Annotated in this window: 23 protein-coding genes; 8 read left to right on the top strand and 15 right to left on the bottom strand. The window is 65.8% G+C overall.

Translation table 11 applies throughout. From position 1 onward, the window contains the following. The first annotated feature begins 11 nt into the window (after positions 1 to 11). Entirely contained in the window at positions 12 to 968 is a 957-nt protein-coding gene (locus tag ASG84_RS17310; protein WP_057478265.1) for an endonuclease/exonuclease/phosphatase family protein, read from the top strand. On the opposite strand, the gene ASG84_RS17305 is transcribed toward ASG84_RS17310, so the two are convergent. From ASG84_RS17305 to ASG84_RS17275, 7 genes are read right to left on the bottom strand one after another with little or no spacing between them, the layout of a single operon-like run. Further along, positions 965 to 1543 carry a hypothetical protein gene (locus tag ASG84_RS17305; protein ID WP_057478264.1) on the bottom strand — a complete coding sequence of 193 codons (579 nt, stop codon included), beginning with the start codon at positions 1541 to 1543 and terminating at the stop codon, positions 965 to 967. The genes ASG84_RS17310 and ASG84_RS17305 overlap by 4 nt on opposite strands. Beyond that, positions 1540 to 2082 carry a DUF6286 domain-containing protein gene (locus tag ASG84_RS17300; protein WP_057478263.1) on the bottom strand — a complete coding sequence of 181 codons (543 nt, stop codon included), beginning with the start codon at positions 2080 to 2082 and terminating at the stop codon, positions 1540 to 1542. Before ASG84_RS17300 ends, ASG84_RS17305 begins: the two co-directional genes overlap by 4 nt. Further along, positions 2079 to 2459 carry an Asp23/Gls24 family envelope stress response protein gene (locus ASG84_RS17295; protein ID WP_162248355.1) on the bottom strand — a complete coding sequence of 127 codons (381 nt, stop codon included), beginning with the start codon at positions 2457 to 2459 and terminating at the stop codon, positions 2079 to 2081. Before ASG84_RS17295 ends, ASG84_RS17300 begins: the two co-directional genes overlap by 4 nt. Next, on the bottom strand, positions 2452 to 2631 hold the full coding sequence (locus ASG84_RS17290; RefSeq protein WP_057478261.1) for a hypothetical protein: 180 nt from the start codon (positions 2629 to 2631) through the stop codon (positions 2452 to 2454). Before ASG84_RS17290 ends, ASG84_RS17295 begins: the two co-directional genes overlap by 8 nt. A gap of 28 nt (positions 2632 to 2659) precedes the next feature. Further along, on the bottom strand, positions 2660 to 2944 hold the full coding sequence (locus ASG84_RS27975; protein ID WP_057478260.1) for a hypothetical protein: 285 nt from the start codon (positions 2942 to 2944) through the stop codon (positions 2660 to 2662). 4 nt (positions 2945 to 2948) lie between these two features. Then, entirely contained in the window at positions 2949 to 3224 is a 276-nt protein-coding gene (locus ASG84_RS17280; RefSeq protein WP_057478469.1) for an Asp23/Gls24 family envelope stress response protein, read from the bottom strand. Positions 3225 to 3235: 11 nt separating this feature from the next. Then, a complete protein-coding gene (locus ASG84_RS17275; protein ID WP_032378652.1) occupies positions 3236 to 3724 on the bottom strand; it encodes an Asp23/Gls24 family envelope stress response protein in 489 nt (162 codons plus the stop codon). A 179-nt stretch (positions 3725 to 3903) separates the two neighbouring features. Here ASG84_RS17275 and ASG84_RS17270 point away from each other — a divergent pair, with 179 nt between their 5' ends. The 4 genes from ASG84_RS17270 to ASG84_RS17255 are packed head-to-tail and all read left to right on the top strand — an operon-like array spanning position 3904 to position 8075. Beyond that, positions 3904 to 4461 carry an RNA polymerase sigma factor gene (locus ASG84_RS17270; protein ID WP_057478468.1) on the top strand — a complete coding sequence of 186 codons (558 nt, stop codon included), beginning with the start codon at positions 3904 to 3906 and terminating at the stop codon, positions 4459 to 4461. Continuing rightward, a complete protein-coding gene (locus ASG84_RS17265; protein ID WP_057478259.1) occupies positions 4446 to 4904 on the top strand; it encodes a hypothetical protein in 459 nt (152 codons plus the stop codon). The genes ASG84_RS17270 and ASG84_RS17265 overlap by 16 nt, the downstream gene beginning before the upstream one ends. Beyond that, positions 4864 to 7401 (top strand): ATP-binding protein, encoded by a 2538-nt coding sequence (locus tag ASG84_RS17260; protein WP_442970971.1) that lies wholly within the window; start codon positions 4864 to 4866, stop codon positions 7399 to 7401. Before ASG84_RS17265 ends, ASG84_RS17260 begins: the two co-directional genes overlap by 41 nt. Beyond that, on the top strand, positions 7398 to 8075 hold the full coding sequence (locus tag ASG84_RS17255) for a response regulator (RefSeq protein ID WP_156399579.1): 678 nt from the start codon (positions 7398 to 7400) through the stop codon (positions 8073 to 8075). The genes ASG84_RS17260 and ASG84_RS17255 overlap by 4 nt, the downstream gene beginning before the upstream one ends. Before the next feature lie 3 nt (positions 8076 to 8078). On the opposite strand, the gene ggt is transcribed toward ASG84_RS17255, so the two are convergent. From ggt to ASG84_RS17240, 3 genes are all read right to left on the bottom strand, one after another. Beyond that, positions 8079 to 10001 (bottom strand): gamma-glutamyltransferase, encoded by a 1923-nt coding sequence (ggt, locus tag ASG84_RS17250; protein ID WP_057478258.1) that lies wholly within the window; start codon positions 9999 to 10001, stop codon positions 8079 to 8081. Between the two features lie 36 nt (positions 10002 to 10037). After that, the gene (locus tag ASG84_RS17245) at positions 10038 to 12251 is read right to left on the bottom strand and encodes a putative bifunctional diguanylate cyclase/phosphodiesterase (RefSeq protein ID WP_057478257.1); all 2214 of its coding nucleotides are present in this window, start codon (positions 12249 to 12251) and stop codon (positions 10038 to 10040) included. A gap of 134 nt (positions 12252 to 12385) precedes the next feature. After that, on the bottom strand, positions 12386 to 13363 hold the full coding sequence (locus ASG84_RS17240; protein WP_057478256.1) for an NAD(P)/FAD-dependent oxidoreductase: 978 nt from the start codon (positions 13361 to 13363) through the stop codon (positions 12386 to 12388). Between the two features lie 240 nt (positions 13364 to 13603). On the opposite strand from ASG84_RS17240, the gene ASG84_RS17235 reads away from it, so the two are divergent. Continuing rightward, positions 13604 to 13846 (top strand): hypothetical protein, encoded by a 243-nt coding sequence (locus ASG84_RS17235; protein ID WP_057478255.1) that lies wholly within the window; start codon positions 13604 to 13606, stop codon positions 13844 to 13846. On the opposite strand, the gene ASG84_RS27970 is transcribed toward ASG84_RS17235, so the two are convergent. Then, complete coding sequence (locus tag ASG84_RS27970) at positions 13843 to 14001, bottom strand: hypothetical protein (protein ID WP_200936614.1); 159 nt, start codon at positions 13999 to 14001, stop codon at positions 13843 to 13845. The two genes, ASG84_RS17235 and ASG84_RS27970, sit on opposite strands and share 4 nt — an antisense overlap. Before the next feature lie 266 nt (positions 14002 to 14267). Between ASG84_RS27970 and ASG84_RS17225 the strand changes: the two genes are divergently transcribed. Then, entirely contained in the window at positions 14268 to 15143 is an 876-nt protein-coding gene (locus ASG84_RS17225) for an SGNH/GDSL hydrolase family protein (RefSeq protein ID WP_235581711.1), read from the top strand. 61 nt (positions 15144 to 15204) lie between these two features. Beyond that, complete coding sequence (locus ASG84_RS17220) at positions 15205 to 15846, top strand: LysE family translocator (protein WP_057478464.1); 642 nt, start codon at positions 15205 to 15207, stop codon at positions 15844 to 15846. On the opposite strand, the gene atzF is transcribed toward ASG84_RS17220, so the two are convergent. From atzF to ASG84_RS17200, 4 genes are read right to left on the bottom strand one after another with little or no spacing between them, the layout of a single operon-like run. Further along, positions 15796 to 17529 carry an allophanate hydrolase gene (gene atzF, locus ASG84_RS17215; RefSeq protein WP_057478253.1) on the bottom strand — a complete coding sequence of 578 codons (1734 nt, stop codon included), beginning with the start codon at positions 17527 to 17529 and terminating at the stop codon, positions 15796 to 15798. The two genes, ASG84_RS17220 and atzF, sit on opposite strands and share 51 nt — an antisense overlap. Further along, positions 17519 to 19543 (bottom strand): 5-oxoprolinase/urea amidolyase family protein, encoded by a 2025-nt coding sequence (locus ASG84_RS17210; RefSeq protein WP_057478252.1) that lies wholly within the window; start codon positions 19541 to 19543, stop codon positions 17519 to 17521. Before ASG84_RS17210 ends, atzF begins: the two co-directional genes overlap by 11 nt. Then, positions 19540 to 20178 (bottom strand): urea amidolyase associated protein UAAP2, encoded by a 639-nt coding sequence (locus ASG84_RS17205; RefSeq protein ID WP_057478251.1) that lies wholly within the window; start codon positions 20176 to 20178, stop codon positions 19540 to 19542. The genes ASG84_RS17210 and ASG84_RS17205 overlap by 4 nt, the downstream gene beginning before the upstream one ends. Next, entirely contained in the window at positions 20175 to 20957 is a 783-nt protein-coding gene (locus tag ASG84_RS17200; protein ID WP_057478250.1) for an urea amidolyase associated protein UAAP1, read from the bottom strand. Before ASG84_RS17200 ends, ASG84_RS17205 begins: the two co-directional genes overlap by 4 nt. Position 20958: the final 1 nt, after the last annotated feature.

The following is a 20958-nucleotide window of genomic DNA, read 5'->3' as shown; positions in this document are numbered from 1 at the left end:
CCTCGAGCCCTATGCAGCGAACTTGGGTACGGATACTCACCGGCACGATCGCGACCCTGGGCATCCTGACCGGGCTGCTGGCGTTGGGCGTCTACTACTCCGACACTCGCGTCAACGTGCTGATCGCGCTGGCGTCGTTCGTCCCGTTGATGTTCATCGCTGTTGTGCTCGGTGCCCTGGTGGCGCTGATAGGCAGGCGCTGGATTCTCGCGGGTGTCTCGACGCTCGTGCTGGCGGCGGGCGCATTCTCCTACGCACCGCTCTACGTCGCCGACGCCGAACCGACCTCCGACGGTGTGCGGCTGCGCGTGATGCAGGCAAATTTGATGGTGGGCCGCGCTGATCCGACCGCTGTGGTCGGTCAGGCCCGCGACAATTCGGTCGACGTGGTCACGATTCAGGAATTGACCGACGAGTCGGTGATCGGTCTGCGTGACGCCGGTATGGACGAGCTCTTTCCCTACAGCTATCTTCGGCCGTACGTGACGGGCGGCGGTGGGGCCGGAATTTACAGTCGGCTGCCGTTATCGGACAGCCGTGAGCTCGACGGGTACGGTCCGATGAATCTGGCGACCCGAATCGAGGTCCCCGATTCGGAGCCGATTTCGTTGCTGGCCGTGCATCCGGGCCCCGCCTACATCACTCCGGCAGACATCTGGACCGCTGAATTGGACACTCTCCGAGACGATCTGGTGGCCGTGTCCGGCACCGGGCCGGTGATCGTCAGTGGGGACTTCAATACGACCTATTCGCACAAGAAGTTCCGCAACCTTCTCGATGCTGGATACTCCGACGCTGCAGCGCAAGTGGGGAAGGGCTTGGTGCCCACGTATCCCACGGACAAGGGCATGCCCGCTGTCGTCGGCATCGATCACATCCTGTCCAACACCGGACACGCTCGATCACTGGAAAGAATCGATCTCCCCGGATCGGACCATCACGGCCTGATCGGGGAGATCGAGTTCTAGCTCACGCGAGCGGACTGCTTTCGAGACTTACCGCACTGCAACAGGATTCGCACTGCAGCTGGCGTGCCGTCGAGTGACGTCACGATGTCGTTACGCGTCTGCGCTGCCGCGGCCGAGACCGTATCGAGCGATGCCACTGTGGGATCGAGGGTGGCGGTGATCTCGACGACCCGCTCGCCGCGGTCCGACACCGAGCGGCCGGATGCGGAGACGACACCCTCGTGGGCGGCCAACGACTTCGCCGCGCTCTTGGCGGCGGTGGTCAGATCGACGCTGAGCCTGCCGTCCACGTCGGAATCCGGTGTGGAGGCGAACGCGACGGTGCCGACCGAACGGCGCGGCAGGTGCGCGAGCAGCCACCAGAGTCCGAGGAGAACGAGGACGATCGCGGCTGCTCCGAGTGCCCAGGGCCACCATCCTGCGTCGACGGTGGTGTCGACGAACGCGGCATCGATTCGTTCGCGGCCGGGGAACTTGCCGCGTTCCCAGGCGATGGCTCCGCCGCCGAGGGCGATCAGTGCGAGCCCGACGACCGCCGTACTGGTTCGATCGAGGGACGCGGTAGCGCGCTTCATGAGGCTTGTCCTGTCGTTCGCACTCGGGTGCGGACTTTCGGTGCCGACGCGAGTGGGCGGAGGGCATCGTCCACGGAGGTGACGATCGAGGATTTCAAGGCCGAGGTGTCGGTGCCGGTCACGGTGGACGCGGCGACGGTGACCTTCTTGTTGCCTGCCTTGGCCGTCGCGGAATCGACTCCTGCGTTGTCGAGTGCGGCGGCGCGAGCCACTGCGGCGACGTCACCCTTGCGGAGCCAGACATCCTGCCCGGTCAGCGCGCGATGGGTACGTCGGCGCGGACGAACGGCGACGAATACGAGGATGAAACCGACGACGACGGCGGCGATGCCGCCGGGCAGCATCCAACTCTGCGCGGTGAGTCCGTCCAACTGTGCAGCCGCGGGGCCGACCCATTCGGAGCCGTCGAGCGCGCCGAGCTTCAGCAACGCCTCGCGTCCGAGGACCACCCCGGCAGCGATGAGGACGAGTGCGAACAGCACCGCAGGGATGGCGGCGGTAGGGCTGGCTACCGGCTTCTTGCTCGGCTTGTCGCTCATTGCACTCTCCCTTCTTCGACAGTGTCTTCGGCAGGCACGCATTGGACGGTCACGTCGACTCGGTCGACGGTGTAGATGCCCAGCTCGGACAGATCTCTGGCCACGGCCGCGCGGACGTTCGCGGCGACCTTCGCCAGCGGTGACGGCCACGTGACGGCTACCGCAACCTGCGCACGGACACGCGTTCCGGTGATCGTCACGTCGGCCTTGGGCAGGTCACGTCCACCGAGGACGCGCAGTCCGGGGTGGCGGTCGGTGACCGATTCGGTGCTGCGAGCGGCAAGAACCGCAAGGCGCTCGACGGCTTTGTGCTTGATTTCCAGTGAGCCTCGCTCACCGGGGTCGTTCAGTGTTTCGGCCACCGCTGTCTCAGTCACGACCGCGACCACGCATGATCGAGTTCAGGTCCAGTTCGCCGTCGATGTAGCGTCCGACGAAGAAACCGAGGCCGCCGAGGACGACGGCGATGAGAAAGCCGGTGAAACCGCCGGCCGCTGCGGCGATGGCCAGCAGAAGTCCCACGAACAAACCGATGGTTGCAGTGGTCATGGTCTTGATCTCCAGTCAGAGGGCGGTGTCAGATGTCGAAGTAGTTGCGCCGGGTGACGCGCTTGCGGATGCGAGCGATCCGCTTGGGCAGGGTTCGCAGTGGGGACGGGATCGGCGAGGCGCGGAACACGGTCGGCGCGCTGGCGGAATTGATCGGTGCCGACGGTAGAACAGCGAACCTGCGGTCGACCTCGGCGAGTTCGGCCATGTAGCGCGCCGGATCCCCGCCGATGTCGGGGTGATGTTCGCGTGCCACAGCGCGCCGAGCCGCCTTGTACTCGGCGGCTCGGTGGTGCGCTGCGGGCTCGTTCACCTGGTCAGACTCGCACAATGTCCTCGACGGTGACGTGCACGGGGCCGTCGACCATCGCTGCCACTGTGCGACGCACGGCGTCGGCGGTCTCGCGGACCGCGACACCGAACTCCAAGGTCACGTGAACCTCGGTTCCGTCTTCGTTGCTTCGGACACCGGCGATCCGGCGTCCGGGCAGGTACGTCGCGGCCTCACCGAACATGCCGCCGTGCAGCCCGACGACACCGTCGATTGCCAGTACGGCGTCGGCGATGTCCTCGGACTTGTCACGATCCGTCATGTGCGGCTCGGTCACTGCACTCGGGTGGTGGCGGGCTCGGTGGTGTCGTCGTCGTCCGAGCCGTCGTCGAGGTAGATGTCGTGGACGACGATGTTGACCTCGGTGACCTCGAGGCCGGTCATGCGCTCGACGGCGTTGATGACGTTGCGGCGGATGCCCGCTGCGAGGTCTGCGATGGACACGCCGTAATCGGCGACGATGTCGATGTCGACTGCTGCCTGACGCTCGCCGACCTCGACCGAGACACCCTGCGACTGGTTGACGCGGGCACCGGGGATGCGCTCACGGAGAGCGCCGATCGCACGGCTGGCTCCGCCGCCGACGGCGTGCACTCCCTGGACCTCACGGGTGGCGATGCCGGCGATCTTGGAGACGACGGTATCGGCAATGGTGGTGCGGCCCTGCGAGCTGACGAGTACCGAATCCGACTTGGTGGTGATGTCGGTCTTTCCTTCGCCTGCTGCGGATACGGTTGCCTTGGTGTCCGTCGTGGAGCTCATGAATGCCTCTCTTCGTTTCGGTGTCTGGTGGTTCGGTGTGTGACAGGAGTTGGTCGTAGCTCGGTGGTCGAAACACACGTCCACATAAAGTGACCTACGTCATAGATTACGTCTACTGGTAGAACCGGTATCGAAAGACTTGCGTGATCGACGACCACGATGAAGTGAACGGGGGCCCGATGGAGTGGGTAGACGCGTCGGACCGCGTTCTCGTCGGTGGAGCTGCGCTCGGCGAGACCGATGCGTTCGAGGAGATCGTCCGGCGCTACGGCCCGGAGATGTTTCGGTATGCGCGCAACATGCTGTCCGATCAAGGTGCCGCCGAAGAGGTGGTGCAGGACGCGTTCGTGGCAGCGTGGAAGGGCCTCGACAATTTCCGTGGGGACTCGGCCTTGCGGACATGGCTGTTTTCACTGGTGTCGCACAAGGTGATCGATCATCGACGACGACGTAGCGTCCCTCCCGCGGAAGATTGGGTGTTCGAGCGAAAGAGCACCGGCGCGGGCAGCGATCCCGGGGCCGATGTCGAGGCCGACAGCTTCATGGCCGAACTGGGCACCGCGCTCGCCGAGCTGCCCTACCGTCAGCGGGCCTGCTGGTTGCTCCGCGAGGTGGAAGGCCTGACGCACCCCGAGATCGGCGCCATCATGACCCTCTCCGCCGGAGCAGTACGTGGTCAGTTGACCAGAGCACGAGCAACATTGAGCGAAAGGTTGGCAACATGGCGAACCCAGTAGAGCCGGATTCGGTTCTCGCGCGTGCTGCCACCGAACTTCGGGACGCACCACAGGAACCGAATTGGGTGGATATCAGCGCGTCCATACTGACGAAGGTACGCAACACGACCAGACGCACGTGGCCCATCGACAGCGCGTTCCCCTCGAATTCTGCTGCCGGACCGGCGGACTCACTGCGGGTCAGCGACCACATCGTCAAGACGACGCTTCGTCGTGCATTGGCGGACGTGCACGGTGCACAGCCCACCGAGATCGACCTCGACCTGGACGACCATGCGTGTATCGGTCTGTTCGTCGCGGTCATCGGGGTCTACGGCGACGACCTGCAGGCCGCGGGAGACGAGTTGGCGACCATCGCGATCGATACCGTGTCGGACCTGCTGGGCGTCACCCTCGGGCGCGATGTGGTCGAGATACGCGTCGACGACATCGAGGAGCGCTAGCTGCACCGGCCGGTTGAGGAGACAGACGTTGGCGGACCGAGGTGAGCTGCGGATCTACCTGGGCGCAGCACCAGGCGTCGGGAAGACCTTCGCCATGCTCGGGGAGGCCCGTCGGCTGAGCAGCCAGGGCTGCGACGTCGTGGCAGCAGTGGTCGAGACGCACGGGCGTGCTCGGACGATCGAGGCTCTCGACGGTATCGAGGTGCTGCCGATGGCGACCGTCGAATATCGGGGTTCGTCCGCTCAGGAACTCGATCTCGACGCCGTCCTGGCGCGGAAGCCTCAGGTGGTGCTGGTCGATGAACTCGCGCACACCAATACCCCCGGCAGCGCGCACGGTAAGCGGTGGCAGGACGTCGACGTGATGCTCGACGCCGGTATCGACGTCATCTCGACCCTCAATGTCCAGCATCTCGAATCGCTCAACGACGTGGTGCAGCAGATCACCGGGGTACCGCAGCGAGAGACGGTGCCCGACAGTATCGTTCGTGCGGCCGACGAGGTGGAACTGGTCGACATCACTCCAGAAGCGCTACGCAGCCGGCTGCGGCACGGCAATGTCTACGCCCCCGAGAAGGTCGATGCGGCACTGAGCAATTACTTCCGAGGCGGCAACCTGACGGCGCTGCGCGAACTCGCACTGCTGTGGATCGCCGACCAGGTGGACGCGGCATTGGTGAAGTACCGCAAGGACAATCGCATCACCGAGACGTGGGAAGCCCGCGAGCGCGTGGTGGTGGCGGTGACCGGCGGACCGGAATCGGAGACGCTGCTTCGCCGCGCCAGTCGCATCGCCTCGAAGTCCAGCGCGGAGCTGATGGTGCTGCACATCGTCCGCGGCGACGGACTGATGGGTGTGTCGGCACCGCAGATGGGCTCGGTTCGAAAGCTCGCCGCCGGACTCGGGGCCAGCGTGCACAGCGTCGTCGGCGACGACGTACCGACGACTCTGCTCGACTTTGCCCGCGGCGTGAATGCAACGCAGCTGGTGATCGGTACCTCGAGACGGTCGCGCGCGGCGCGGATCCTGGACGAGGGTATCGGCGCAGCCGTGGTGCAGAACTCGGGAAAGATCGACGTGCACATGGTCACTCACGCCGAGCAGGCCCGCCGCCGGGGCATGCAGCTCGATTCGGGACGGCGTCGCATTCTGGCGTGGGTCGCCGCTGTACTGGTGCCCTGTCTCGCCGCCGCCGTACTGAGCACGGTCGGACCGAACTTCGACTCCAGCGGCGAGAGTGCCCTGTTCTTCATGGTGGTGCTCTGTGTCGCACTGTTGGGAGGGGTTGCGCCGGCGGCACTGTCGGCGCTGATCGCGGGATTCCTGCTCAACTACTTCTTCACCACACCCCGGTACAGCCTCACCATCGCCGAGCCGGAAAACTTCGTCGTCACCGTGGTGTTGCTCGTCGTGGCCGTTGCCGTTGCCGCCCTCGTCGACGCTGCGGCCCGGCGAACGCGTCAGGCACGGAGGGCAACGCAGGAGGCCGAGCTGTTGACACTGTTCGCCGGATCGGTGCTCCGCGGAGCGGACCTGACGGCACTGCTCGAACGCGCCCGCGAGACCTACCGGCAGACCGGTGTTGCGCTGTGGGACAACCAGTCTCAGACGGTGGTGGGCAGTGCAGGCGCGCAGGCCCCAGAGAACCGAGCCGGGGCCGATACCGAGGTCGATGCGGGCGACTTCACGCTGTTGCTTGTCGGAGAGCGCACGCGCGCACACGATCGACGCGTACTGGCAGCGGTGGCCAACCAGGCTGCGGGCATGGTCCGTCAGGCACGGCTGGCCGAGGAAGCCAGCCGCGCCAACGCGCTCGCCGAGGCCGACGCGCTGCGTCGAGCACTGCTCTCGGCCGTCAGCCACGATCTCCGGACGCCGTTGTCCGCGGTCAAGGCGGCGTCCTCGTCCCTGCGCAGCACCGACGTGCAGTTCTCGCCCGAGGACACCGACGAGTTGCTCGCCACCATCGACGAATCGGCCGATCAGCTGACCGCTCTGGTGAGCAATCTGCTCGACTCCTCGCGGTTGCAAGCCGGTGTGGTGCAACCGAGTCTGCGTCCCGTCTTCGTCGACGACGTGCTGAGCGGCGCACTGGTCGGTGTCGACGGAACGAGGGCGGGCGATCGGGTGCGGGTCGAGGTGGGTGACGTCGAGGTTCTGGCAGACCCTGGTCTGCTGGAACGGGTGCTGGCGAACCTGGTGGACAACAGCGCCCGGTACGCCCCCGCCGGCGACATCACCGTCACGGCCTCGGTCCACGGCGACACGGCGACCATCTCCGTCGTCGATCACGGCCCCGGCATCAGCGAGGGAACCGAGGACACGATGTTCGACGCGTTCCAACGACTCGGTGACCGCGACAATTCGATAGGCGTCGGGCTGGGACTGTCGGTGGTGCGCGGATTCGTCCGAGCTATGGGCGGTACCGTCACGGCATCGAACACCGTCGGCGGCGGGCTGACGATGACGGTCGAGCTGAAGGCGGCGAGCAGGTGAAGGTGCGGGTGCTCGTCGTCGACGACGAGCCACAGATCGTGCGAGCGCTGCGTATCAATCTCAACGTGCGCGGGTTCGAGGTTGTCAGTGCCGCAACGGGTGGCGAGGCGCTGCGAGTGGCTGCGAACTTCCACCCGGACATCGTGATTCTCGATCTCGGCCTACCCGACATCGACGGTATCGACGTCATCGCCGGGCTGCGCGGCTGGACCGAGGTGCCGATTCTGGTGCTCTCGGCACGGACCGACTCGGCCGATACCGTCGAGGCACTCGATGCCGGTGCCGACGACTTCGTCACCAAGCCCTTCGGGATGGACGAGTTGCTGGCACGATTGCGCGCGGCCCTGCGCCGCGGCCCGCAGGCCGTGGCAGATCCTCTGGTCGAGACCGAGGACTTCACCGTCGACCTGGCCGCGAAAACCGTTGTCCGAGCGGGCGAGAACGTGCACCTGACCCGCACCGAATGGGGCGTCCTCGAACTGCTCGTGCGCAACGAGGGCAAGCTGGTATCGCAGAAGGACATACTGCGTACCGTCTGGGGCCCCGGGCACGAGCGTGAAACGCACTATCTACGAATCTATCTCGGCCAGTTGAGGCAGAAACTGGAACGCGACCCGGCGGCCCCGGTGCATCTGATCACCGAGACCGGCATGGGTTATCGATTCGTGAGTTGACCGCTACCCACCCAGTACTTCACCCTCGCGGCGTGGGTCCGCTCCCCCGATCCAGCCGCCGTCGGTGCGCTGCAGGGCGCTCAGTCCGCTGGACTGGTCTGCGACCGAGACCTGATGGCCCATCTCGCGCAGCTTCACCACCACAGGATCGTTCTCGCCCGTGACGTTCGGATGCTCGCCGCCGTAATTGGTGGACGGGGTGTTGGCCGCACCGAAGTCGACCATCGATACCGCCTGCTGCGGGTCCATGCCCCAATCGAGCAGTCCCACCAGGGTTTTGACGACGAACTGAATGATCACCGATCCGCCGGGAGATCCGGCGACGAGCACGAGATCTCCGCGCGTTCCGTCGTCGGCGCGGTCGAACACCAGCGTCGGAGCCATCGAGCTGCGCGGACGCTTCCCGGGCTCGACACGGTTGGCCATGGGAGTTCCGTCCTCGGCCACGGGAGCCGCGGAGAAGTCGGTGAGCTGATTGTTGAGCAGAAAGCCGTCGACCATGTGGAACGAGCCGAAAGCCGACTCGACGGTCGTCGTCATCGAGGCCGCGTTGCCCTCACTGTCGACGATGGAGATGTGGCTGGTGCCGTGCTCGGGGTCGGTGGACGAGGCGAACTGCACCGGGCCGAAGTCGCCGGGTTGTGCGGTGCCCATCGACTTCGATTCGTCGATGAGTCCTGCTCTGCTGCTGAGATATTCGGGGTCGAGCAAGGCGTCGGGTGAACCGCCGGGCAGGGGTACGAAGTCCGGATCGGCCACGTACTTGTCGCGATCGGCGTAGGCCAGTCGCTCGGCCTCGGAGATCAAGTGCACGGCCTCGGCCGTCGGGGTTCCGCCGTTGGCGTCCATTCCCGTCGGGGCGTACTGCGCCAGATCGAAGCCCGACAGAATGCCCATCGTCGACGCCACCGCGATACCGCCCGACGACGGTCCCGGCATTCCGCAGATGTCGTGGTCCCGGTACTCGGTGCACACGGCGGTGCGGGTCTTGGGCTCGTATCCGGCGAGGTCGTCGAGGGTGATCTGTCCGGGGGTGCGGCCGGCGGTGGTATCGGCGGTGGCGTCGACGATGGCCTGCGCGATGTCGCCGGTGTAGAAGGCGTCGGCACCATCGGTTGCGATGGTGGACAACGTCTTCGACATCGCCGGGTTGTTCAGAACTGTCCCGGTCGGCTTTCCGGTACCGTCCGGCTGCAGGAAGTAGTCCTTGGACGCGGGGTCGAGGGCGAGCTTGGGTGCCGAGTCCGCGATGGACGAGGCCATCCGTGGACTGATGTCGATTCCGTTGTCGGCGAGCTCGATCGCGGGCTGGAAGAGATCCCCCCACGGCTTGTCGCCGTGATCGTCGTGGGCTTGCTCCAGCATGCGCAGCACGCCCGGTACACCGATCGATCGGCCACTGGACCGCGCATCGGGTTGCGGCACAGTGCGGTTCACATCGTCGATGTATCGCAGGTAGTCGCCGGTGGCGCTCATCGGCGCGGTTTCGCGGCCGTCGTAGCTCTGTACGTCGCCGGACGCGGCGTCGTAGTACATCAGGAAGGCACCGCCGCCGATACCGGACGACTGCGGTTCGACGAGACCGAGCACCGTCTGCGCGACGATCAGTGCGTCGGCTGCGGTACCGCCGTCACGTAGGACTTTGCAGGCTGCTTCGGTCGACACCGGGTTCGCCGTCGAGACCGAGTACGACGCGGTCTCCACCGGCGTCATGTTGGATCGATAGCCGGTCGCGACTTCCGGATTGGTGGAGATGTCGCCCGAACCCGCGCTGGGCGCCGCTCCTACCGGCGTGCCGCCGCTGGCACCGAGAACGCAACTGTTCTCGGCAGCGGAGTCGGTACCGGTGCTGTCACTGCTGCTACACGCGGCGAGCGGTACCAGCAGCAGGGCACAGGCAAGAGCGGTCGATCGCAGCGAGCGCATTCCGGTTGCAGACACCGCTCGACGCTAACACCGTGATCACCATTGCTGCGCGGATTCGAGGAGCCAGTGTGCGATGGGAGCCGGCCTGCCGAACAGGAAACCCTGCGCGAAGCGGCATTCGAGTGACTCGATGATCGAGGCCTGCTCCTCCGTCTCGACACCTTCGGCGACCGTGTTCACCGGTAGCGCCGAGGCCATGGCGACGATCGCGCGGATCAGTTGAGTATCGGATTCGGAGTGCCCGATCTCGTGCACGAACGACTTGTCGATCTTGAGCAGCGCGATCGGCATCGCGCGCAGCCTGTTCAACGAGGAGTAGCCGATTCCGAAGTCGTCCAGCACGATGAGTACACCCATCGCAGCGAGTCGATCGAGAAGGCTTTTCGCGGTCCCCATGTCGTCGATCAGAATGCTCTCGGTGATCTCGAGCGCCAGATCTGCTCCGCTGAGCCCGAACTCGTCGAGCAGTCCTCGCACGATGTTCGGTAGCGAATCGTCCCGCAATTGCATCGGGGACACGTTCACCGACATGGTGACGTCCTGACCGTGAGCGCGCAGCGTCACCAGATCCGAGAGCGCGCACCGCAGCACCCACTCTCCGATCTCCTTGATCAGACCGGTGGATTCGGCAATCGGAATGAATTCGTTGGGCGTACACACCCGGCCGTCCCTGTTCCAGCGGACGAGCGCCTCGTAGACGACCGTGGTGCGCGAGGCGGTGTCGACGATGGGCTGGTAGTACACCTCGAGCTCGCCGCGCCTGATTGCACCGCGCAGCGCAGTCGTGGTTTCCATCGCGGAAGTGGCACGTGCGCGCAAGGATTCGTCGAAAAACGCATAGCGCGCCGCGCCGAGGGATTTGGCGTGATACATCGCGGTATCGGCCTCGCGGATGGCGTCGTGCAGGCGGTCTGCTTCGGCGATGCCGACCGATGCCGTGACGTAGGCCGTTGCGGCGCTGAGCGGGAACGGCTCGTTCATTCGGTCGATGATGCGGCGTGCCAACGCTTCTGCGCCGAGACGATCGCGCCGGGACAAGATCACGAATTCGTCGCCCGCGTATCGAACGACGGAGTCGGCGGCACCGACGGCTGCGCGGATCCGACGCGCAGCGGCGACGATCAGTTCGTCACCGACGCGATGACCGTACGAGTCGTTGACGATCTTGAAATTGTCCAGGTCGACGAACAGGACGCAGGTGCGTCCGTGGGCCTGCGAACGCTCGTGCCTGGCGAATTCCTCGTCCAGCATCGTGCGGTTGGGGAGGCCGGTCAGCAGGTCGTGTGCCGCGAGGTATTTGGCGTGTTCCTTGCCGAACTGGACTCGCGTGAGCGCACGTTCGCCGCGCAGGAAGGCACCGACCAGGATCGACGCGAGCAACAGCGAACGCACCACCAGGTCGCCGGTGGATACCGCCGAGCCCAGTAGGGGCACGGTGGCGCACACGACCAGCAGAGTCACCACGAACACGACCCGACGGTTGCTGTGGGCGGGTGCCGGATCCTGTCGCTGAGAGACGGTGCGCATCGACGGGTCGAGCGCTGCCATCGCCAGGGAGAGGTATGCGAAGAGGTAGATGCCGTCGAGCAGACCCGAGGACGGCGCGTCGGCAGTCGTGGCGGCGAATGCGTACGAGACGTCTCCGACGAGCGTCGCAATCAGAGCGATCAGTGCCCATCGCAGAGCCGGTGTGCGAGGTTTGGACGAGTACAACAGATAGGTGGTCAGCGTGATCAGCGCCGCGTCGATCGCCGGGTACACGCCGTTCACCACGGTCGATGCCGACGAGTACGAGGATTCCAGGGCCGGTGAGATGAACAGCAACCAAGACAGAAACAGGGTGCCGAGGAAGATCAGGCCGGCATCGACCAGTGGTGTTATGTCGTCGATCGACTGGCGATCTCGGATCCACCGCGACAGTGCGTATCCGACGAGTGCGTACCCGGTCAGCGTGAACAGGTCCGGTAGCAACGAGAAAGAATGGCTGGGATCACCGCGGAGCGAGACGCCGAACATGAACACCACCGAGGCCCCGAACAGTGCCCACCAGCACCGAGAGTCATCGGGACGGTAGCGGCGAATGGCGGCGCTGATGGTGAGCACCGAGCCGACGGCGACTGTGGCCAGGACTCCCGCCCGCACGTCGGCGTTACCGAGAACGAAGAATGCGGTCGCGATGACGGCCACCGCAGCGAGTCTTACTGTTCGTTTGGAGTGGACGGCAAAGGGCGCAGCGACCTTCGTGTTCATCGAAGGACCTACTTCCTTCTCGCGCGCGGCCTGCCCACCGCTTATTTCCGACGCCTCCTCCGGTGAATATACGTCTTCGATCAGTGAATTCGGTGTCGGAACTGTCGTATGAGGGGAAAGCAGCACAACAGCTGTCAGGTCGCCGCCGCGGAGGTTTTCCTCTGGACTGCGCTACGAACCTCTTCCTCGATCAGGTCCCCGTTGATCGCGGCACCGGCTCGCACGCCGGCGGCCGCTGCAGCGACCACCGTGTCCATGGGTGCGGCTACGTTCCCGGCCACCCAGACACCGGGCACCGAGGTAGCACCCATGGGGTCGGCCTCGACGTAGGTGCCGAGAACGTGGTCGTTCATCACCATCTCGGTGGTGTCGATTCCGAGCGAGACCAGGACGTCGGCGCGAGAGGTGAAGTTGGGTCCCACGACCAGCGCGTCGAGTCGAATCTGCCGCCCGTCCGCGAGGGTGACGCCCACGATCACGTCGTCGGCCACATCCACCCGAGCGATCTCCTCGTCGACGACGTCGATGCCACGAGCGCGGAGTCGCTGCAGCTCCTCGGCGGTGACTTCCGAGGCAGTGTGGGCGAACACCGTGACGTCGTCGGTGAGCTGACGCCACATTTGAGCTTGGTGCCCGGACATCGCGCTGCCGATGATGCCGATCGCCCGGTCTCGAACTTCCCAGCCGTGGCAGTACGGGCAGTGCAGTACGTCGCGGCCCCACCGCTCGGCGAGGCCGGGAATGTTCGGGAGAACGTCTGTGAGCCCGGTGGTGACCAACAGGCGACGGCCACGGACGACGGAACCGTCGGCCAATGTCACCTCGAAGCCGGAATCTGTCCGGCTTGCCGACCGGGCGGTGCCCTCGATGATCTGGGCCCCGTAGCCCTGCGCCTCGTCGCGGCCGAGCCGTACCAGTTCGAGCGGCGACTCGCCGTCGCGAGTGAGGTAGTTGTGCGAATGCGCGGCCGGCGCATTGCGGGGATCGCCGGCGTCGACGACAACAACCGAGCGTCGGGACCGGCCCAGAGTCACGGCAGCGCTGAGACCGGCAACGCCGCCGCCGACGATGATCGCGTCGACCGGGGTGTGGTGAACAGTGTCTGAAGTCATGTAGGGAGTGTGCGGTCGACACCCTACTGTCGGCAACTTCTATTGCTAGTCCAGCAACTTATTCAGGCATCAAATACCGTGACTCGTGATGTGGTCCACCGAAGCAGGGAATCGGTCTTTTTCGGACCGGAATGTTCCTCCTCCGCGCTGTTAGTGCTGACCGTAAGCGCGGATGTACCGCTTGAACAGGCAGTTCATTCGAGGTCTACTGGTCGGTAAGAATCGAGCCCGGGGGGACGTATGGGTCATTTCGAGATAGGCGAGACCGTTGTAGCGGTCCGAGATCTGGGGCGCGTGCGATGGCGCAGCGGTATCCCCAAGGGAACCCTGGGAGTTGTCGTCGGCGTGGATTGGCTCGGCGATGCCCGAGTGAACTTCTGCGTCGGCGAATCGATGCGTGCCCGAGGCGAGACGGTCGAGCACATCGTCGCCGACGGCGACGTTCGCACGGTGCGGGCCGTCTCCCGCCGATTGACCGGCTAGTTGTTGTCGGTTCGCTCGTCCGAGGTCGCCGGGCCGGTTTCGATTGCGCCGCCTTCGCTGGACCAATCGTTGTCCTCGGAGGAGGCAGCCGGGTCGGACTGAACGTCCTCTTCTGCGTCGGGGGCCGAGGTGTTGTCTTTGTTCTGGGAAGTCATGACCTCGGGGTACCCGCACGGTGCCGAACGAACCGTCGACACCGCACGGGTGCTCGATCGGCCGCTCTCTACAGGCCGAAGGGCAGGGTGCCCGGTGCAAGCTCGAAGCCGCTGCTGCCTGCGGAGATGGAGCCGAAGCCGCCGAGGATGGCGTTGATGAAATTGGTGATCATGAAATGTTCCTGCCTTCGTTGTGTAGATGTGTTGTGTAGATGTTTCCTGCGGACAACTCGGTCGAGGCTACCGGCAGCTGTAGCGTCGTAGCTGTGAGAATCCAGGGAATCCTCGCCGGTGTTGCTGCGGCCGCCTGTGTGCTCACGGCCTGCACGACGGAATCGCCCGCGCCGACGGCAAGCGCTCCCGACCCGCTCGACTATGTCGCCCTCGGTGATTCGGCCGCGTCGGGTCCGCGTATCCCCGACCAGGTCGGCGCGCCGGGATGCCAGCAATCCGACTCCAACTACCCGCACGTTCTCGCGGAAGAACTCGCTGTTGCTTCGTTCGTCGATGTCACATGCTCGGGGGCAATCACCGAGAACATCGTCTCCACTCCGCAGGGCACGTCCAGCGGTGAGGTTCCGGTGCAGCTCGATGCACTCTCTGCCGACACCGATCTGGTGACGATCACGATCGGTGGAAACGACATCGGGCTGGTCTCGACGGCCGTGAGCTGCCTGACCTTCACGGCGTCGTCGGCGACCAACAACTGCAAGGATGGCCTCACTGCGGGCGGCGTCGACACCGTCGCGGCCGCCATCGCGGAGAAGTCCCCGAATTGGGGAGCGATGCTCGACGCGGTGGCCGAGCGTGCGCCGGACGCCCGGGTCCTGGTCGTCGGGTACGGCACGTATCTGCCGGACGGCGGATGCTTCCCCACTCAGCCGATGCTGCCCGAGGACGCCGATTACATCCAGGGCAGCATCACCGCAATGAACGAGGCCCTGAAGACGCAGGCCGACGAGCACGGTGCCGAGTTCGTCGACACCGAGCCGCTGAGCGTCGGCCACGACGTCTGCGTGGCTGCCGATCAGCGATACTTCGAGGGCGTCATCCCTCAGAATCCTGCTGCGCCACTGCATCCGACGGCGGCCGGAATGGCCGCGATAGGCGACGCGGTCGCGGAAGCTGTGCGCGCCGGATAGGTAACCACGACATGGCAACTGGCCATGGAACCGTCGGCCCCGCTCGCCCATGCTCGACATCATGGTCTCGTATTCCGCTGTAATCGGGGTGTTCGCGGTGGCTCTCGCCTTGGTAATGACGCCGGGGCCCAACATGATCTACCTCGTCTCGCGCAGTATTTCGCAGGGCAGGCGCGCGGGAATGGTGTCGCTCGCGGGTGTGGCTGTGGGCTTCCTCGTCTATCTGACGGCCACCAATCTCGGACTGGCAGCGGTGTTCACGGCCGTGCCTGCGTTGTACACGGTGGTCAAGCTCGCGGGCGCTGCCTACCTCGCCTGGTTGGCCGTGCAGGCGCTGCGGGGCTCCGTGTCGGCGTTCGAACCGACTCAGCTGCAACAGGATTCGACGCGCCGGCTGTTCACGATGGGTCTGGTGACCAACCTGCTGAACCCGAAGATCGCGATCATGTACATCTCCGTCATCCCGCAGTTCGTCGATCCCGCGGCCGGTCACCTTCTGCTGCAGGGCTTCACGCTCGGCGGTGTGCAGATCGCCGTGGCGGTCGCGGTCAACCTGCTGATCGTGGTGCTGGCCGGATCGATCGCCAGGTTCCTTGCCGTCCGGCCCACCTGGCTGAAGATGCAGCGCTACCTCATGGGCACGGTGCTCGGGCTACTCGCGGTCCGGGTCGCCACCGACGGCGGCAGGCCCGTTCCCGCCTGAGCGGTAGGCGCGCCAACCGCCGTACTCGGTGATGTCGGTCCCTCTGTCGGCCGCATCATGCGCGCAGCAGAACCCGGTGACCCAGCGACCGTCCGACAACTCGACCGGACCCAGCCCCATCGGCGCGGGCAACCCGGCGAGGAAGGTGCCGAGCGCGGCAGCGGACATCCGGTACAGCTCGCCGGAAATGGGTGCCCCCTCGCCTTCCCGCCGCACCAGACCGGGCTTGGGCGGCGTGGTGTGCAGATCCACGAGCCGATAGTCCGCGGACGTCGTCACCTCACCACTGAATCGCGCTCCGCGTTCGGTCAACTGGTGGTGCACGGGAAATCCGCGCAGGTGTGCTCCCACGGCCAGAACCTCGATGCCGTCGTCGATCAGCGAGGGTGCCTGCGTTTCGCTCAGCCGAGCAGCCAGATCGATGGCGATCTGATCCTCGAACGCGGGAACGACGAACATGACTCCGAACGGATGGCCGTCCGGCGTCGGAGCACCGGGAACGGCCACCGCGGCCATGTCGAGCAGGTTGCAGAAGTTGGTGAACGTACCGAGGCGACGATTGATGCCCAGCGGATCCGATTGCACCGCAGCGATGGTCGGGTGCTCGGTGGTGGTGGGCAGCAGCAGACCGTCGACGTCGCGCAGCAGTTCGCGGGCCGCGGCTTTCACGGCAGCGAGGGTGCCGAGATCGTCCACGTATCGGTGCGCCGACGGCCCCGCCGCCGATCCGACGATCGCGGCCACCGTGGGGTCAGCCCCGGCCGGTGCGGTGTCGAGGAAGGTCCCGACAGCCGAATAGCGCTGCGCCACAATGGCTCCGTCGTAGAGAAGCGTCGCCGCATCGAGTAGCCCCGAGATGTCGACCTCGACGTAGGTGAAGCCTTTCTTGTTCAGGCCCGCGACCGTCGCCTCGAATGCCCGACGGTACGCCGGGCTCAGTGACACCAGATCTTCGGTGCGCGGAACGGCGACCCGGGGTTCCGGCGACGCGGCCAGTCGCACGTCGGCGGGCCAGGCCCGGCTGCGTGGATCGGTCTCGGTAGGGCCGGCCATCACCTTCATGGCCGCCGTGGCTCTGTCGAGATCGTGAGCGAGCACGGTGACGCAGTCGTAGTCGGCGCACGCGGGCACCACCCCGGTGTTCGGTACGATTCCCAGCGAGGTCTTGATGCCCACCAGGCCGTGAAATGCGGCGGGGACTCGTCCCGAACCGGCTGTGTCGGTACCGATTCCGATGTCCGCGATACCCAGTGCTACGGCCGCAGCAGAGCCGGAGCTCGAGCCTCCCGAGACCAGAGCCGGGTCCCAGGCGCAGCGCACCGGTCCATAGGGACTCCGGGTGCCGACCAGTCCGGTGGCGAACTGGTCCAGGTTGGTCTTGCCGAGTATCAGTGCGCCCTGGCTCGTGAGTCGCTCGATGGCAGGGGCGGACTCTGTGGGCGTGTAGGCGAATTCGGGGCAGGCCGCGGTGGTGGGTAACCCCGCCACGTCGATGTTGTCCTTGACCGCCACGAGTGTGCCGGCGAGGGGTAGATCTGCGCCTGCCTCGAGGGCACGTTCGAGCGCCGTGGCCTCGGCCAACACGTCGTTCTCGTCGCGCAGGGTGATCCACACCTCGGGGCGGTCGACCTCGGCGATTCGTTTGTAGGCCTGCAGAACTCGTTCTCGTACCTCAGGCAGCATCGATCTTGCCTCTCTTGTCGAATTCTCCGGCGGCCGACCATGCGTCTCGCTCTGCTCCGAACGCGACGGACTGGGTCGCGCGGAACGCGGCAATGGACTCGGAATTGGTCTCGAGAAAGTTCTCGTGCTCGGCGAGTGAGAACTCACCGTCGGTGATCTCCACTCCACCGCCGCGGCCGGCCGCCAGATCGGCGCGCAGGTCCATCAGCTCCTCGGGTTCGACGGAGTACCAGGAGATCCTGTCGAAGAACCGCAACAGCCAGGGTGTGCCCTCCTCGAATGGACCACCGCTGTACGCGGCACTGTGGTTCCACACCTGCGTGGTCCGGCCGACGAACTGGTACCCGCCGGGGCCTTCCATACCGTAGATGCACAGATACGCACCGCCGATGCCGACGGCGTTCTCCGGCGTCCACGTGCGGGCCGGGTTGTACTTCGTCGTCACCAGGCGGTGTCGTGGATCCAGCGGCGTCGCCACCGGAGCGCCGAGATACACGTCGCCGAGTCCGAGCACCATGTAGTCGGCCGCGAACACTGTATCGAAAACGTCTGCGACAGAATCGAGTCCGTTCATCCGCCGGATGAATTCGATGTTCCAGGGACACCACGGGGCGTCGGCACGCACGCCGTGCATGTAACGCTGGATCGCTTCTCTGGTCGACGGGTCGTCCCACGACAGCGGCAGCCGAACCTGGCGGCTGGGCACCACGAGTTCCGAGGCTGCGGGCAGATCGTCCTCGACCTCGGCCAGTAGGCCCATCAACGAATCGATGGACAGCACATCGGGATTCACCTTGACCTGCAGCGACCGGATGCCCGGTGTCAGATCCAGCAGGCCACGGGGTGCGATCGCCTCGACCCGCTGGTGCAACGCGTGCACTCGTGCTCGCAGAGTGAGGTCGAGCTTCATGTCGCCGTACTCGACGAGCACGTTGTCGTCGCCCGACCGGCGGTAGGTGACGCACGTGTCGGCGTCGCGCCGAGCGATGACGCCGTCGTCGCCGTCGCCGCCGGCAGAGAACACCGCGGGCAGTGAGGCGCGCCGGGCGAGGCCGAGTGATCCCAGCGGCGCGGTGGCTGCGGCCCGGACCGGAACGAATCGGATGGTGTCGCCGGGGCGCAGTTGGCCGAGCTTCCAGCGTTCGGCCGCGACAACGGTGACAGGACAGACGAATCCGCCGAGACTCGGGCCGTCGGGACCGAGCAGGATCGGCGTGTCACCCGTGAAGTCCAATGCACCGACGCTGTAGGCGTTGTCGTGGATGTTCGACGGGTGCAGTCCGGCCTCGCCGCCGTCGGCGCGAGCCCACTGTGGCTTGGGGCCGATCAGCCGGACTCCGGTGCGGTCTGAGTTGAAGTGCACCTCGTAGCGGGTGGCGTAGAGGGTATCGATGTCCTCGCGGGTGAAGAACTCGGGTGCGCCGTGCGGGCCCTCGGTGACGGCGATGTCCCAGGCGGACGTATGCACCGGCAGGTGTTCCATCGGGATCGGTCCGAGGACGGCGGAGTTGTCCGATCGGCCGGCCAACCCGATGATGTCGCCCTCGCCCAGGATGCCGCCGAGATGCCCGCCGAACTTACCGAGCGTGAATGTTGCTGCGCTGCCCAGGTAATCGTCGACGTCGAGGCCGCCCTGGATCAGTACGTACACCCGTAGCCCGTGCCCGGTGGTGGTGCCCACGTCCAGCTTTGCACCGGCGGGGACCAGCACGGGTCGCCACTGCGGTACCGAGTTTCCGTCGATGCGCACCGGCACCGCGGCACCGGTGACGCAGACGTAGGTGTCGGCGTCGAACGTCAATGCCGGCCCTGCCATGGTCGATTCGAGTCCCGGTGCACCCTCGGGGTTGCCGAGCGCGGTGTTGCCGAGCCGGAACGACAGATCGTCCATCGGCCCCGACGGCGGTACGCCCACCTTCCAGTAGCCGACGCGTCCCGGCCAGTCCTGCACCGTGGTGAGCATGCCGGGCCGCTGGACGGTCATCTTGGCCGCTGTCGAATTCACCGCGTTCATGCCCGAGCCGACTCTCGCGTCACGATCATCTGCACCGCGGTGGGGTCGAATCCGTTGCACGGGTTGTTGATCTGCGGGCAGTTCGAGACCAGCACCAACGTGTCGATCTCGGCGCGCAGCCGGAGCTTCTTGCCGGGGGCCGAGAGGCCGTCGACGATGCCGAGCGTGCCGTCGGCATCGACGGGGACGTTCATGAAGAAGTTGATGTTGGGGGCGAGGTCTCGCTTACCGAGACCCCACTTGGAACCCTCGATGAGGAAGTTCTCGACGCACGCGTGTTGGTGTTGGGTGTGGTGGCCGTAACGCAGGGTGTTCGATTCCTTGGAGCAGGCGCCGCCGACGGTGTCGTGATTGCCGACCTCATCCTCGACGATCGTCATCAGCGGAGTCGAATCATCGCTGCGCAGAACGGTACCGGTGGTGAGAAACAGGTTCTGTTGCGCTGTGACCGTGGCGGCTGCGGAGTACCGGAGCGAGTGGTCGTGTGCGCCGTACAACAGGGTGTCGACGGCCTGATTGCCGTAGAGGTCGACGATGGTCAGGATGTCACCTGCTTCGACGACGGCGGACCACGGCCCGAACGCGGGGGCGATCTCGTCTCGCACGATCGTGGTCTCGAGGGTGCTGGCGGTCATTGCGCTGCCTTCCATGCGTTCTCGGTGTTCAGCACTGCGCGCTGGTATTCCGGTTCGGTGTTGGCCAGGGCGAGTAGCTCTTCGGGTGCCTTCCAGGCCAGTACGTCGAGCGTTGTCGTGGGGTACTCCGGGCTGGGGTCCAGCGGGTGAGCAGTGTTCGCGAGCAACACGATCACCGGCAGGTGGATCAGCAGATCCACCGAGCGGCCCGGTCCGGCCGAGCCGGTGCTGACGAGGCTCCCGTCCGCGGCGACGGTGACGCCGTGGAAGAACGACAGGGACGGCGCGACATCCCGCGGTTCCAGTCCGTGCTTGGCGGCGGCGAGGGTGAACAGTTCACGCCCTGCCGGTGCCGACGAATGTGGTCCGCTCTCTCCGTATTTCGCGGTGTTCGTCGACGAGGACGTGGTGCCGCACAGTGCGTCGTGGTGGCCGGAGGTGTCGTCGACGATGGTGGCCAGCACGCGGCCCTGATCGGAGAGCAGCGGATGCCCTGCGCTCAGATAGGCCTGCCACGGAACTTTGACGGTATCGGCGGTGTTGAGCCGTTCCCACGGCGCGTCGACGCGATAGAGCAGCAGGTTGGCGCAGGCTGCGCCGTCGACATCGACGAGGCGTAGCCGGGTTCCGCGAGCGAGAACCTTGGTGGTGTAGCTGCCGCCGGGAACCGATTCGGCCCAGGTGAGCTCCGTGATGCCCTCCGGTGCGGTGGGTGCGGGCGCGACGGTCGCCTGGGATCGTGCGTGTTCCTTGGCGGAATACGTTGTTGCCGTGCTCATG

It is taken from the genome of Rhodococcus sp. Leaf278 (genome assembly GCF_001426085.1).
GTDB lineage: Bacteria > Actinomycetota > Actinomycetes > Mycobacteriales > Mycobacteriaceae > Rhodococcoides.
Note: the sequence above shows the minus strand (reverse complement) of the source record. Positions and strands in the feature narration are given on the sequence as shown.

What these genes read in the sequence shown, in the direction of transcription:
- ASG84_RS17310 (WP_057478265.1), top strand. Translation starts at nt 12, where the DNA reads ATGCAGCGAACTTGGGTACGGATACTCACCGGCACGATCGCGACCCTG.
- ASG84_RS17305 (WP_057478264.1), bottom strand. Translation starts at nt 1,543, where the DNA reads ATGAAGCGCGCTACCGCGTCCCTCGATCGAACCAGTACGGCGGTCGTC.
- ASG84_RS17300 (WP_057478263.1), bottom strand. Translation starts at nt 2,082, where the DNA reads ATGAGCGACAAGCCGAGCAAGAAGCCGGTAGCCAGCCCTACCGCCGCC.
- ASG84_RS17290 (WP_057478261.1), bottom strand. Translation starts at nt 2,631, where the DNA reads ATGACCACTGCAACCATCGGTTTGTTCGTGGGACTTCTGCTGGCCATC.
- ASG84_RS17280 (WP_057478469.1), bottom strand. Translation starts at nt 3,224, where the DNA reads ATGACGGATCGTGACAAGTCCGAGGACATCGCCGACGCCGTACTGGCA.
- ASG84_RS17275 (WP_032378652.1), bottom strand. Translation starts at nt 3,724, where the DNA reads ATGAGCTCCACGACGGACACCAAGGCAACCGTATCCGCAGCAGGCGAA.
- ASG84_RS17270 (WP_057478468.1), top strand. Translation starts at nt 3,904, where the DNA reads ATGGAGTGGGTAGACGCGTCGGACCGCGTTCTCGTCGGTGGAGCTGCG.
- ASG84_RS17265 (WP_057478259.1), top strand. Translation starts at nt 4,446, where the DNA reads ATGGCGAACCCAGTAGAGCCGGATTCGGTTCTCGCGCGTGCTGCCACC.
- ASG84_RS17260 (WP_442970971.1), top strand. Translation starts at nt 4,864, where the DNA reads ATGTGGTCGAGATACGCGTCGACGACATCGAGGAGCGCTAGCTGCACC.
- ggt (WP_057478258.1), bottom strand. Translation starts at nt 10,001, where the DNA reads ATGCGCTCGCTGCGATCGACCGCTCTTGCCTGTGCCCTGCTGCTGGTA.
- ASG84_RS17245 (WP_057478257.1), bottom strand. Translation starts at nt 12,251, where the DNA reads ATGAACACGAAGGTCGCTGCGCCCTTTGCCGTCCACTCCAAACGAACA.
- ASG84_RS17240 (WP_057478256.1), bottom strand. Translation starts at nt 13,363, where the DNA reads ATGACTTCAGACACTGTTCACCACACCCCGGTCGACGCGATCATCGTC.
- ASG84_RS17235 (WP_057478255.1), top strand. Translation starts at nt 13,604, where the DNA reads ATGGGTCATTTCGAGATAGGCGAGACCGTTGTAGCGGTCCGAGATCTG.
- ASG84_RS27970 (WP_200936614.1), bottom strand. Translation starts at nt 14,001, where the DNA reads ATGACTTCCCAGAACAAAGACAACACCTCGGCCCCCGACGCAGAAGAG.
- ASG84_RS17220 (WP_057478464.1), top strand. Translation starts at nt 15,205, where the DNA reads ATGGTCTCGTATTCCGCTGTAATCGGGGTGTTCGCGGTGGCTCTCGCC.
- atzF (WP_057478253.1), bottom strand. Translation starts at nt 17,529, where the DNA reads ATGCTGCCTGAGGTACGAGAACGAGTTCTGCAGGCCTACAAACGAATC.
- ASG84_RS17210 (WP_057478252.1), bottom strand. Translation starts at nt 19,543, where the DNA reads ATGAACGCGGTGAATTCGACAGCGGCCAAGATGACCGTCCAGCGGCCC.
- ASG84_RS17205 (WP_057478251.1), bottom strand. Translation starts at nt 20,178, where the DNA reads ATGACCGCCAGCACCCTCGAGACCACGATCGTGCGAGACGAGATCGCC.
- ASG84_RS17200 (WP_057478250.1), bottom strand. Translation starts at nt 20,957, where the DNA reads ATGAGCACGGCAACAACGTATTCCGCCAAGGAACACGCACGATCCCAG.